General features: G+C 46.4%; 12 protein-coding genes. 4 read left to right on the top strand and 8 right to left on the bottom strand.

From position 1 onward, the window contains the following. Positions 1–33: 33 nt before the first annotated feature. Positions 34–831 (bottom strand): glucosaminidase domain-containing protein, encoded by a 798-nt coding sequence (locus CLC91_RS10120; protein WP_095500439.1) that lies wholly within the window; start codon positions 829–831, stop codon positions 34–36. Between the two features lie 242 nt (positions 832–1,073). Here CLC91_RS10120 and potA point away from each other — a divergent pair, with 242 nt between their 5' ends. The 4 genes from potA to CLC91_RS10140 are packed head-to-tail and all read left to right on the top strand — an operon-like array spanning position 1,074 to position 4,854. Continuing rightward, on the top strand, positions 1,074–2,183 hold the full coding sequence (potA, locus tag CLC91_RS10125; RefSeq protein ID WP_095500375.1) for a spermidine/putrescine ABC transporter ATP-binding protein PotA: 1,110 nt from the start codon (positions 1,074–1,076) through the stop codon (positions 2,181–2,183). After that, positions 2,176–3,018 (top strand): spermidine/putrescine ABC transporter permease PotB, encoded by an 843-nt coding sequence (potB, locus tag CLC91_RS10130; RefSeq protein WP_095499037.1) that lies wholly within the window; start codon positions 2,176–2,178, stop codon positions 3,016–3,018. Before potA ends, potB begins: the two co-directional genes overlap by 8 nt. After that, positions 3,018–3,812 (top strand): spermidine/putrescine ABC transporter permease PotC, encoded by a 795-nt coding sequence (gene potC / locus CLC91_RS10135; RefSeq protein WP_095499036.1) that lies wholly within the window; start codon positions 3,018–3,020, stop codon positions 3,810–3,812. The genes potB and potC overlap by 1 nt, the downstream gene beginning before the upstream one ends. Before the next feature lie 4 nt (positions 3,813–3,816). Next, a complete protein-coding gene (locus CLC91_RS10140; protein ID WP_095499035.1) occupies positions 3,817–4,854 on the top strand; it encodes an extracellular solute-binding protein in 1,038 nt (345 codons plus the stop codon). Between the two features lie 56 nt (positions 4,855–4,910). On the opposite strand, the gene CLC91_RS10145 is transcribed toward CLC91_RS10140, so the two are convergent. The 7 genes from CLC91_RS10145 to CLC91_RS10175 form a co-directional block, all read right to left on the bottom strand. Next, positions 4,911–6,104 (bottom strand): amino acid aminotransferase, encoded by a 1,194-nt coding sequence (locus CLC91_RS10145; RefSeq protein ID WP_095499034.1) that lies wholly within the window; start codon positions 6,102–6,104, stop codon positions 4,911–4,913. A 107-nt stretch (positions 6,105–6,211) separates the two neighbouring features. Further along, entirely contained in the window at positions 6,212–7,432 is a 1,221-nt protein-coding gene (gene gltS / locus CLC91_RS10150; RefSeq protein WP_095499033.1) for a sodium/glutamate symporter, read from the bottom strand. A 56-nt stretch (positions 7,433–7,488) separates the two neighbouring features. Next, positions 7,489–9,609, bottom strand: coding sequence for a TonB-dependent receptor plug domain-containing protein (locus CLC91_RS10155; protein WP_095500376.1), 2,121 nt, complete (start codon positions 9,607–9,609; stop codon positions 7,489–7,491). 98 nt (positions 9,610–9,707) lie between these two features. Further along, a complete protein-coding gene (locus CLC91_RS10160) occupies positions 9,708–10,622 on the bottom strand; it encodes a glutaminase (RefSeq protein ID WP_095499031.1) in 915 nt (304 codons plus the stop codon). Between the two features lie 24 nt (positions 10,623–10,646). Beyond that, complete coding sequence (locus tag CLC91_RS10165) at positions 10,647–11,249, bottom strand: DsbA family protein (RefSeq protein WP_095499030.1); 603 nt, start codon at positions 11,247–11,249, stop codon at positions 10,647–10,649. Between the two features lie 28 nt (positions 11,250–11,277). Further along, the gene (locus CLC91_RS10170; protein ID WP_095499029.1) at positions 11,278–11,823 is read right to left on the bottom strand and encodes a GNAT family N-acetyltransferase; all 546 of its coding nucleotides are present in this window, start codon (positions 11,821–11,823) and stop codon (positions 11,278–11,280) included. A 71-nt stretch (positions 11,824–11,894) separates the two neighbouring features. Beyond that, a complete protein-coding gene (locus CLC91_RS10175) occupies positions 11,895–12,728 on the bottom strand; it encodes a class I SAM-dependent methyltransferase (RefSeq protein WP_095500377.1) in 834 nt (277 codons plus the stop codon).

A 12,728-nucleotide genomic window follows, 5' to 3' on the forward strand; every position in this document is an offset into this window, starting at 1 on the left:
ACGCGGCGTTAGTACCGCGTTTCATGGCGTATACTAACCCAGTAATTGACGGTTGTGACGCAACATTTGCAATAATTCGTCAATGTATTCCTGTTGTCGCTCAGAATAATTGATTAACCCATGAATCAAGGTATCGGCATTAAGCTCTTCACCAGCGCTGCGCAAGCCTGCCCGCAATTGTCGAAACTCTAAATAGGCAGCATTGGTATTTAGGTTTTTTAAGTACGACGCTACCGAATCTTCCACCGTTTTATAAACCGCCACTTCGTGGTTTAAACCACTGCTGCGAGATTGCGGAACCAAACCACAACCTTTACGAAAACACCACTGGCCAAAAAAGTTATTACCTTCATTAGCAAATCGGCTACTGCCCCACCCGGTTTCATTTGCGGCTTGAATCAAAATCATATCAGCTGGCACGAGATCCACTCTCATCAGTAAGTTAGTCAATGCCTTGCTGCTGATTTGGCGAAAGTTATATTGGTAGTTATCGGCAATACCTTGTATGCGTTCAATGCTCACGCTCGACAGGCTTTCGCCATTGGTTAGCAACTCTAACTGGCTTAACAAGAAATCGCGGTCGATTCGAATGAATTCGTTTTGCCTTGCGATCATGGGGCGTAAATAGTCAAAAAACGCTTTTTTCTTCTCTGTTACATCGGCGATGGCAGAAAAGTCAGGGATGGAATGTTCTATGTCCGGGTTTAAAGCCAACACCTTAGTGTCGTCAGTATCTGGTCGTTGCGGCGACAACACCAACATAACGACAATGATTAAACTAATGGCTAATCCCATTGAAAGGGTAAGCTTACCCACACGACCACTTTTCAAAAAATTTTCTCCCGTTGCCCCAATTAACAACTTAACTAGTAACTGATCTATCGGCGCAATATTACCACAGTTTCGGCTGAACAATCCGATTCTGTTTTTACTGTTTAAAAAATAGCTGCTAGTCTAAACAAAAGCGAAAATTAGTGAACAAAAACAACAAAGTTGGCTTTTGATTATTGCCAATAAGCCCTAAAATACGTCACCTTTTGAACCACTAACCAGCCAAAGGAAATCGCTGCTTCATGAGTACTTCATCGCAACGCGCTATCGTGACTCTGACGAATATTGCCAAGAGCTATAACAAGCGCCAGATCATTGAAGACCTATCGTTAACGGTAAACGATGGCGAGTTTCTAACGCTGTTGGGTCCCTCAGGTTGCGGTAAAACGACTCTGCTTCGACTAATAGCTGGTTTAGAAAGCGCCGATGCTGGGCGTATTACATTAGATGGTAAAGACATCACTCATATTCCTGCTGAGCGCCGACGGGTAAATACTGTTTTTCAAAGTTACGCCTTGTTTCCCCATATGAGTGTGCTTGATAACGTCTGTTTTGGTTTGAAGATGGCCAAGATCCCAAAGCAAGAACGACTAGAGCGCGCCAATGAAGCACTTGCCATGGTGCGATTAAGCGACTACGCCCATGCTAAACCAAGTGAACTCTCCGGTGGACAACAACAACGTGTGGCCATTGCCAGAGCGGTGGTTAATAAGCCAAAAGTGTTGTTGTTGGATGAATCTCTAAGCGCGCTGGACTTTAAGTTACGCAAGCAAATGCAGCTGGAATTAAAACGACTGCAACGACAACTCAACATCACGTTCGTGTTTGTAACCCATGATCAAGAAGAAGCTTTGTCGATGTCGGATCGAATTGTGGTGCTTAAAGAAGGCAAAATACAACAGATTGGTTCCCCTAAAGAAGTTTATGAAACACCGGATAATTTGTTCGTCGCTGAATTTATAGGCGAAACCAATTTGTTTAGAACTAAAATTGAACGACAGCTAAGCGATGGTGTTTATCAAGGCTGCATTGATGGCAAACACTTTGAAATTCGAACCGAGCTAAGCCTTGACGTTAATACCGTTGTAAGCACCCTTTTACGACCGGAAGACCTACGAATCAATGAAATCTCAAGCCAACAAAGCTCTGAGTTATTGGTTGGTAAGGTAATTGACCGCATTTATAAAGGCATGACGCTCGACTCCACCATTGAGCTGGACTCGGGTCAAATTCTGCAAGTGAGTGAGTTTTTCAACGAAGACGACCCAGATACGGATCACTCCATAGGTCAACGGGTAGAAGTGTCTTGGGTACCTGGTTGGGAGGTGGTTCTGCTTGAACAAGATGCGTGATTACTTCAAGTGGATAAGTTTAAGCTTAGCGGTTATTTGGCTGAGCTTATTTGTGGTGATCCCGAATATTATGGTGATTGCTACCAGCTTTTTAAGCCGTGATCCCAACAGCTTTGTCTCGCTACCCTGGCAATTAGATAACTATCTGCGACTTGCTGACCCTCTCTATGCTCACATTCTATGGCATTCAATCACCCTTGCCGGCATTGCTACGTTACTTTGCTTAGTGTTTGGCTATCCTGCGGCATGGATCATCACCCGGTTTGGGCCAACCGGCCGTGCTGTTTTATTGTTTTTAATTATCGTGCCCTTTTGGACTAATTCGTTAATTCGAGTTTACGCGTTAAAAGTCATTCTTGGCACCAAAGGTCTATTAAACTGGGCGCTGCTTAATTTAGGCATCATCGAAACACCCATGCGGCTCATGTATACCGAAACCGCTGTGATCATTGGACTGGTATACATTCTTTTGCCCTTCATGATTTTGCCTTTGTATTCCGCCATCGAAAAATTGCCCACAAGCTACAGCGAAGCGGCTCGGGATTTGGGCGCTAGTCGTTGGGCCTATTTCAAAGACATCATGCTTCCATTAACTACGCCAGGCATTATTGCCGGTGTGTTAATGGTGTTCCTACCCGCCATGGGCATGTTCTATTTATCAGATTTGTTAGGTGGTTCAAAGAATCCACTGATAGGGAATATGATTCGCGACCAAATATTGATAACTCGCGACTGGCCTTTCGGAAGTGCTGCCAGCGTTACGTTGACCGTTATTATGGCGCTCATGCTGTTGGGGTATTACTACGTTCATAAACGAACCGGGAGGAGTGCCTAATGGCTAAACTGTCCCGAGCGTTTTATTTGTTCATCTTATTCTTGTTTTTATACCTACCTATTTTTGTGCTGGTGGGTAACTCGTTTAACCAACACAAGTTTGGCATTAAGTGGCGCGGTTTTACCACGCAATGGTACGACACATTGTTTAACAATGCTGCACTTATGGATGCCGCTATTAATTCGTTAACCATAGGGTTGTTGGCCGCTACCATATCAACCATTATCGGCACGCTCACCTCGGTGGCTTTGTTTCGCTATCGCTTTAGAGGAAAGAAGCTGTTATCCGGCAGTTTATTCGTGGTGATGAGTTCCCCAGACATTATTTTGGCAATATCTCTATTGGCGCTGTTTATTGCCGCCGGCATTTCGTTGGGGTTCGTATCCTTGCTATTGGCGCATATTACCTTTTGCCTGCCGTTTGTTGTTATTAGTGTGAGTGCGCGCTTAAGCGATTTCGACCCTAAAATGATCGAATCTGCAAAAGACTTAGGGGCCAACGAATGGCAAATATTCAGTCAAATACTGATGCCTTTAGCCTTGCCAGCAGTTGCCGCCGGTTGGTTATTATCATTCACGCTGTCATTAGACGACGTCATTGTTAGCACTTTTGTAACCGGTCCTAGCTACGAAATTCTGCCCATAAAAATCTATTCAATGGTCAAAGTTGGGGTGTCCCCGGAAGTTAATGCGCTGGCGACGGTTATGCTAGTCTTATCGTTAACTTTGGTCTTATTCTCACAACTGATTTTGCGCGTAAAGCGCCCTACTACAACATTAAGCAACGGAAAGTAAAACTATGATGGTTAAACGCTTATTCATCACAATGAGTGCACTTCTTATCTCTTTATCGGCGCAAGCTAATAAGGACACTGTGTATTTTTACAACTGGTCTGAATACATCCCACCGGGTCTATTAGAAGAGTTTACTGCAGAAACCGGTATTAAAGTGGTTTATACCACCTACGACAGCAACGAAGCCATGTACGCCAAGGTAAAATTACTCAAAGGCGAAGGCTATGATCTAGTGGTTCCCTCCACCTATTTCGTCAGTAAAATGGCCGATGAAGGGCTGTTGCAAAAGCTGGACAAAAGCAAACTAAGCAACATTTCTCACTTGGATCCGGCGTTGTTGGATCAACCCTACGACCCAGACAATCAATACAGCTTGCCTTACATTTGGGGCGCAACCGGCATCGGTGTAAACAGTGATGACATAGACCCGAGTACCATTACCAGCTGGAAAGATTTATGGAATGAAGACTTCGCCAATTCCATCTTGTTAATGAACGATGTGCGCGAAGTGTTTCACATGGCGTTAGTGGTTAATGGTCATTCAGGAAACAGCACCGACCCAGAAGAGATCAAGCAAGCCTACGAAACCCTAAAGCCTTTGGTTAAAAACGTGTTGGTTTACAATTCTGATACCCCATCACTGCCTTATTTGGCCGGTGAAACCAGCATTGGCATGCTGTGGAATGGTTCCGCCTATGCCGCTCACCAAGAAGATGACGCCATCACCTTAGTCTATCCAAAAGAAGGTCCAATTTTGTGGGTGGACAACATTGCCATTCCTTCTGGCGCTAAAAACGTTGAAGGCGCCCATAAGCTCATCAACTTCTTATTGCGTCCAGAAATCGCAGCGCGAGTTGCTGAGGAAATTGGCTACCCAACGCCCAACAAGTCGGCCAAAGCCTTAATGCCTAAAGAGCTAGCTAACGACCCTATCGTCTATCCGCCAGCTGAGGTTATCGAAGCCGGTGAGTTTCAAGATGACATTGGCGAAGCAGAGCTCATTTATGATAAATATTGGCAACTGCTAAAAGCCGGTAAGTAACTCATCTAAAAAAAGCCCCTAACAAGGGGCTTTCGAATTTTTGAAGTCGACAAAGATTATAAAACGGCTTTAATACCGGCAACTAAGTCGTCCATGTTTGACCGCGTCATTCCCGCAACACTAATGCGACCACTACCCACAATATAAATGCCAAACTCTTGTTTTAAGCGGTCGACTTGTTCGACGCTTAAGCCGGAGAAGCTGAACATACCATTTTGACGTTCGATAAAACTGAAGTCTTGAGTGATACCGGCATCGGCAAGCTTGCTGACAAACAAGGTACGCATTTTATGAATGCGCTCACGCATTTGTTTCACTTCTTCGATCCACAATTGTTTCAGCTCTGGATTTGCAAGTATCGTCGCCACAATCAAGGCACCGTGCGCGGGTGGATTGGAGTAGATGGCACGAATGGTCTTTTTCACTTGGCTAAAGGCACGCTGGCCACTGTCTGTGCTTTCAGAAAGCAACGTAATGCCGCCAATGCGCTCATTGTACAAGCCAAAGTTTTTCGAGAACGAGTTCGCCACCATCAACTCTGGAACAATACTGGCGACTAACCGTAAGCCAGCGGCATCTTCTTCTACGCCGTTGGCAAAGCCTTGGTAGGCGAAATCAAACAGCGGCATGGCCTGTTGTTGCTTGCATAAGTTGGCTAATTGCTGCCATTGCTCAAGGTTTAAATCGATTCCGGTTGGGTTATGACAACAACCGTGCACAAGTACGACGTCGTTTGCTTCAACCTGAGATAAATCTGCCAACATGCCGTCAAAGTCGAGACCGTGGTTTTGCTTGTCGTAATAGCGATAACTCTTTACCGTCAGACCCGCCGCCGTAAAGATCGCATTGTGATTCGCCCAAGTCGGGTTACTAACCCAAATGGTGCTGACGTTAGCAACGTTCACTAAAAACTCGGCCGCCACTCGTAGCGAGCCTGTACCGCCGGGCGCTTGTGCGGTAAATAAGCGGTTAGACTGCCTTATGTCGCTGCTTTCACCAAACAGCAAGTCTTGTACTAAAGCGCTGTATTCCGCTACGCCCTCTATGCCCAAATAGCTCTTAGAGGTTTGCGTTTCTAGCAGTAACGCTTCTGCTTTCTTAACCGAGTCCAGCACGGGCGTCTGCCCTGCTTCGTTTTTATAAATACCAACGCCCAAGTTAATCTTGTTAGAACGAGCGTCGGCTTTAAAGGCGTCGGTAAGTCCAAGAATGGGATCGGCAGGGGCTTGTTCGATGGCTGAAAACAACATGTACAGCAGTCCTTAATAGTAACCAGAAATCGGTGCGACAATATGAGATGAGTTATAACAAAAAAAAAGCGGCAATCCTATTGATAGCCGCTCATTGTGAAAAGAAATTATCTAATAAAGCCAATAAAGGTTTGCAGCACAATCAAGTTAGCGATGTCGATGAAGAATGCCCCAACGATAGGCACTACAACGAAGGCTTGCGGCGACGGCCCATAACGGGTGACCAAGGTACCCATATTCATCACCGCAGTAGGCGTTGCCCCCATTCCAAAGCCACAATGACCGCCCGCCATAATGGCTGCATCGTAGTTGCTGCCCATAACCCGAAAAGTCACCCAATAGCAAAACAGCGCTAAAACTACGGTTTGCACCAGTAATATGGCCAGCAGTGGTAGCGCCAAATCCAACAGCTCCCAAAGCTTTAAGCTCATCAAAGCCATGGCTAAAAACAGATTAAGCGATATGGTGCCCAACGCATCCAGCGTTTCCTTATTAATTTTATAAGAATTGGTAAAATCGCACAGGTTGGTTATAACAACACCTATAAACAAGGCGTATACAAAGTTGGGGATTTTTAGCCAAGAAATTTCAAAGGCGTCTACCCATTCTTTCGCATGGCCTGCAAACACCACACACAGCAATAACACGAACAAGGTTTGAATGGTGGACTTGGCAGTGATCCTATCTTCTTCGGTATCAATGTAGGTCACCACATCCGGATTGTCGATATGGTGGTTTCCTGGTGTTGGCATTTCATAGCTTGAGCGCAATTGATGTTTCTTGATCAGTTTTTGCGCCACTGGGCCGCCTATCATCCCCCCCATAACCAAGCCAAACGTGGCCGCCGCCATGGCTAGTTCCAGCGTTTCTATACCATAGGTCTCACTGAAGGTTTGCGCCCAGGCAGCCCCAGTGCCATGACCACCGCTTAAGGTAATAGAGCCAGCAACCAACCCAAGCAAGGGGTCTAAACCAAAGGCGCTGGCCACCGATACCCCTATGGTGTTTTGAATAACAATATAAACCGTGGCAACGCCTAAAAATAAAAACACCTTTGCGCCGCCTTTGGCCAACAGCTTGAAGTTTGCCGCCAGCCCAACCGACGCAAAAAACATCAACATTAAGGTGTCTTTTAGGGGTAAATCGAAGGCGATGGTGATCCCTTGCATGTGCAAGGCGGTGATAAGCACCGCCATGATCAGGCCACCGATAATGGGAACTGGAATGTTATAGTTCTTTAAAAAGGCACTGCGCCGGCTAATAAAGTAGCCTACAAACAACACACACATAGCAACAAGGAGTGATTCGGCGGCGGCTACTTGTATCATTGATGATCCTTATAAATTAACAGTACCTATTTAACATAGCGTGCTATTGGCAACTATTAAACTCCAAATTGTACCCTCACCCCGGCATTCACAATAAAGCCATCGTTTCGTGACCAAATATCCGTGGTCCAAGTACCGCTGGGAGCGCGCGCTGGTAGCACAAGCGGGTGCTCTTTGGTTTGGCGAATGTCCAGCAAGTTTTCGGCATTAACAAACAAACTCACGCGGCCAAAGGTAATTTGCCCAAGCAAGCCAAGATGCCAATAAGGTTTACCTTCGTTAAGGTATGGGTTGTCCTCGAGCCGCTGACTGCCGGTGTAATAGGCTTCAAAACCCAACAGCCCCTTACCATGTTGCTCCCACATGATGACCGCGCCGGCACTGTGTTTTGGTGTAAGCGCCAATTGAACGCGCTCATTGCTTGCAAGCTCGGGTTTGCTGGAGTCGGTATACAAATAACTACCGGTAACCTTAACGTCGTGCCAGCGGTAACGTATGAGCACCTCAGCACCACGAATGCGTGTTTCGCCCGGCGAGTTTACCAGTCGCACTTGCTTGTCAGCGTCACTGGGCACGCCCGCTATGGTTTCCAGCTCGGTCGCGCCATCAATGTTTGTCGCAAACAAGGTTAACCCGGTTTCAATGCTGTTTAGCGTGTAGGTGCCGTCAAGGGACGCGGTGGTGGCTTTTTCTGCTTTAAGATCTTGCAAAGGCTCTAAGCGTGACAGTCCCGCCGCATCAATCTCTTCAACAAACGGGGTTGGCGCAAAAAAGCCAAGGCCATAAGAGCCTCGTATCGACCAATTGTCAGGATGATAAAGCATTGAAACGCGCGGACTAATTTGGCTACCATATTCGTTATGCCAATCCGCCCTAGCACTTACCGAGGCCGATAGATCGTAATCCAACTCATAATCGACCTGAGCAAAAAGTCCTGGCACTTGATAGGTGTAGTCAAACTCAGAAAAGGTTTCGGAATCAAATACCTCTGATTGATAGGCAATACCAGCTACCCAGTCAATGTGGTCTTGGTAGCCAGAAACGCTCGACTCAATCAAATAGCTCTTATGACTGTCCACCTCCAGCAGCGAACCGTACTGATGCTCGTCATCTTGCAGCATGGCCGAGCCCCTGAAGCTTAGGGTCATGTCATTGGTTAAGGATTGATCAAAGGCAAAGCCCAGATCTGAACGTTTCGTATCGGCGTTTTGTTTAAACTCTGTGCCATCAGGAACGGTAAAACCATCGAGCGTACCGCCTTTTCGTGATTCGGTCATGGCACCAAGGGTCACGTAGAGATTAGCACCGTCGTCGTTGCTCCAGTACATTCTCGGTCTAACAGTGGCGCGCTCATACCCTGCGAGATCTATCCAGCCGTCATTGTCGAGATCTTGCGCCGTTTGACGATGCAAACCGGCGGTAACCGAGCCGCTAAATTGCTCTGTAAGCGGGCTGGCGAAGTAACCCGTTACATCTTGACCATCTTTAGAAGTAGCATTGGCTAAGATCTCGCCTTCAAACTCATCACCAGGCTGGCGAGAAATTAAGTTAATCACGCCGCCAAGCGCCGAACCGCCATACATTGATGACGCTGAACCTTTAATAATTTCAACGTTGGCCAGATCCGTTGGTGGAATTTGTAAAAGCCCAATAGAAGACGCTTGGCCACCGTACAAAGGCAAACCATCACTGAGCAGTTGAGTGTAACGGCCATATAAGCTTTGCAGACGAATGTTGGCGCTTCCAAGTGCCGGCGAGGTGGTTTGCACACGCACCCCACCCGTTTCGGCAACCAACATGGATATATTACCGGGACGCATTAACGCCTTTTCTTGGATCTCTTCGCCGTTAATGATTTCGATGCGAGTTGCCGCGTCATTAACAACCCGCCCTAAGCGATTAGCGCGTACTTGAATTTTTTCAATGGATTCATTGTGGTGATCGTGGTGGCCATGATGGTCGTGACCGTGATCCTCGTCATGATGCCCATGCTCGTCGTCATGATGATCGTCATCATGACCTTCATGTTGGTGTTCGTCGTGCTCGCGTTCGATTGCCGACTCTTTTGCGTGCTCGTGTTCATGCTCTGAGGCTTCCACGACAGACATAGGAAGCATGGAGAGTGCCGCGCATACCCCGGCACTGATCAGTGAAAATTTGAAATGAAAGGTTGCCATGATGTGTTGTTGCGCCTACGAAAAAACATTGTGACGCAATGTAACCGATTTGTGGTTGGGCAACTATAGAGTTTTAACTAAAATGTCGATTCTCTCACCTAAAAAACAGACCAGCCGGTGTGCTCAACTAATCGCTCAAGCGCTAACGTACCTAATTTGCTGTTGCCAATTTTATCCAGCCCTGGGGACCAAACAGCAATCGAGGCTTTGCCCGGTGCAATGGCTAAGATACCGCCACCAACGCCACTTTTGCCCGGTAAGCCTACTCGGTAAGCGAACTCACCCGAGCCATCGTAGTGGCCGCACATTAACATGAGCGAATTAATACGGCGTGCTCGTTGTGCTGAAACCACTCGGTAACCAGAGGACTCGTTCATGCCATCTGACACCAAAAACAGCCCGGATTTCGCCAACTGTTCACAGGACATGGCAATAGAGCATTGGTGGCAATAAACCCCAAGCAGTTTATCGATATCGTGCTCAATGTTGCCAAATGACTTCATAAAATGCGCCAATGACGCATTACGATGGGTAGTCGCTAACTCAGACAGCGCCACCTTCTCGTCGATACCTATGCTGTTGTCATCGGCAATGTAGCGCACAAACTGTATGATTTCGGCAAGGGATTCTTTAGGTTGGTGGCCCATCATAATGGCATCGACAACCGCTATGGCACCGGCATTAATAAACGGGTTCCGAGGAATGCCATGCTCATGCTCTAACTGAACAATCGAATTAAACGGGTCGCCTGAGGGCTCGCGTCCAACTCGATTCCAAATGTTGTCGCCAATTTTCCCTAGTGCCAAGGTTAAGCTAAAGACTTTAGAAATACTCTGAATTGAGAACGGCTTTTGCGCACAGCCGGCACTATAAACCTCTCCATTAGGCAAAGCGATGGATATCGCAAACTGGTTTGGATCGATTGCCGCCAGTTCTGGAATGTAGTCGGCTACTTGACCACGTTCTGTTTCGCGAGCCATCGAATTGGCAATGTCATTTACTATTTCTTGCAAAGAACCACTCTCATGTGTAATCAGTTAGCTAGGCAATGCGGCGTCAAGCGCACTGGCCTCACAATAGCCATAGGTTAATGGATAAGCGCGCTGCTGACCATCAATATAAAACAATGCGGGAAAACCCTGAACCTGCAATTGTTGGCTAAGGCTAAGATGCTGTTCAAACGATTGCTGTGTGAGTGGCGAATTTAATACTTCGGTAAACTCGGTACTATCCAATCCAATGGACACCGCACATTCAACTAAGGTGTCCGCTAGCGATGGGTTTTGAGCCTCTTGATAGTAAGCTTTTTGTATGGCCTTAACCATAGCTAACGAGCTATTGCTTCGTAGCTGCTCAGCGGCAATAACCGCTCTGCAAGCTGGATAAGTTGACCGAAATGGGATGTTTTTTGACCAAAAGTCGTGGTTAAAGGTCACCGAGGTTTTTTGCTCGATAACTCGCCAATAACCGGCAATGGCCTGTCGTTGTTGTTGAGGCATGGGCTCGCTGGTATCTGGCGCCAAGCCGCCCATAATCCAGCTAACCTTAGCCTGGGGTTGCGCTGTTAAGAAGGCTTCTAATTGCGGTTGAAAGGCGTAACACCAACTGCACATTGGATCCATAACATAAATAAGGTTCATCGGTTACCTACCCGGTTACAATCGCGAATTACTTTCGCGAAACACTTTCGCTACGCAATAAAGCGTATTGATACTCATCGCCCCATTTGCCTTTGAAAAATATGTTTTGAATGAAGTGCGCTTCACGACGAAACTTAAGTTTTTCCAACAACTTGTAAGACGCCACATTATTCACATCGGTTGTCGCTGTCACTCTGTGTATCTTTAAATGGGTAAATACATAGGCTAATAACGCCGATACCGCCTCGCTTGCGATGCCTTGCCCCTGAAACTGGGGCGCCACAGTAAAGCCAATTTCCAGTTGTTGCTCATCAACAAAATGTATCGCTAAATCGCCAAGTAAACTGTCGCCTTTCTTGGCAACTATGGCCAGTTGATACCACTGCCCTATACTACCAAAGGTGGAATAGTCCATGGCTTCAAACAGCTTAACAGCGTCTTGGTAGCTGTAATTTGACCAACTCTGATAACGGGCAACCGACTCTTGACCTCGATACTCGGCAAAACACTCCAAGTCCTTTAATTGAAACGGTCGAATAATGCAGTGCGTTGAAGTCAGTTTAATTGCGTGCATTGAAAATCCTACACTATTTTTCGTTTAAGTTGGGGTATGCCAAACCATTATGGTGGTCGCTACCCTTGGCTTTATCCTACAACAACGGCAAACTCACTCGCCTCAGTGCAATAAGCGCTGCCGGCAACATCGCCATAATGCTGTTTAATGCTAAGCCCAGCGCTTTCGATTTCATTGCGCAGTGAGCGCTCGTCAAAGTATTGCAGCCAGTTGTATACGGTGCGAGTTTGCGCGCTTTCTATTATGGTGTACTTATCCAGCATGACCTTTTCTTGTTCGTATTTAAAGGTATTCACGAAACAGTAATAGTCGTCGGCTGACCAAAAACCATTGAGTTGATTTAACTCGTAAGCTGATGATTCACTTTTTTGCGCAAACGCATTTAACGAATACACGTCAAACAGTATCGAGCCGTTTGGTTTTAGCATGCTTTTAAACTTTTTCAGCATCGTATTTCGTTGCTGTGGGCTTAACGCACAATAGTCGTACATGATCATGGTAATGAGATCGAATTTTTCATTGGTTTCGAAATCAAGGTAGTTTGCCTGAATGTAATCAATATTCAGCCCTTTATCAGCCGCCACCTGTTTGGCATAACTTAACGAGCGCTTTGAGAAATCGATTCCGGTAACGACTGCGCCTTTTTCCGCAAGTTTCGTGGTATAAAGCCCTGGACCACAGCCAAAATCCGCAATTGCGGTACCTTGTTGAACTTGAAAGTGGGTTGCCATCCAATCAACCGCCTTGTCTATAAAGGCGCTGTTTTTAGACGACACATCAATTGCGCCATTTAAATGGTACTCAAGCATTTGCTTTGATGTGTGCTCGTTGGTCCAAAGCTCATCCGCCGTATAAAACTCAAATGACTTTGGACGCTGATTTATCTCTAGTAGCTGTTTAAACAT

Source organism: Paraferrimonas haliotis (assembly GCF_002282895.1).
In the GTDB taxonomy this organism is placed as follows: domain Bacteria; phylum Pseudomonadota; class Gammaproteobacteria; order Enterobacterales; family Shewanellaceae; genus Paraferrimonas; species Paraferrimonas haliotis.

Coding starts and splice junctions, on each gene's coding strand:
- gltS (WP_095499033.1), bottom strand. CDS start 7,432: ATGATACAAGTAGCCGCCGCCGAATCACTCCTTGTTGCTATGTGTGTG.
- potB (WP_095499037.1), top strand. CDS start 2,176: ATGCGTGATTACTTCAAGTGGATAAGTTTAAGCTTAGCGGTTATTTGG.
- potA (WP_095500375.1), top strand. CDS start 1,074: ATGAGTACTTCATCGCAACGCGCTATCGTGACTCTGACGAATATTGCC.
- CLC91_RS10170 (WP_095499029.1), bottom strand. CDS start 11,823: ATGCACGCAATTAAACTGACTTCAACGCACTGCATTATTCGACCGTTT.
- CLC91_RS10145 (WP_095499034.1), bottom strand. CDS start 6,104: ATGTTGTTTTCAGCCATCGAACAAGCCCCTGCCGATCCCATTCTTGGA.
- CLC91_RS10175 (WP_095500377.1), bottom strand. CDS start 12,728: ATGTTTAAACAGCTACTAGAGATAAATCAGCGTCCAAAGTCATTTGAG.
- CLC91_RS10140 (WP_095499035.1), top strand. CDS start 3,817: ATGATGGTTAAACGCTTATTCATCACAATGAGTGCACTTCTTATCTCT.
- CLC91_RS10165 (WP_095499030.1), bottom strand. CDS start 11,249: ATGAACCTTATTTATGTTATGGATCCAATGTGCAGTTGGTGTTACGCC.
- CLC91_RS10155 (WP_095500376.1), bottom strand. CDS start 9,609: ATGGCAACCTTTCATTTCAAATTTTCACTGATCAGTGCCGGGGTATGC.
- potC (WP_095499036.1), top strand. CDS start 3,018: ATGGCTAAACTGTCCCGAGCGTTTTATTTGTTCATCTTATTCTTGTTT.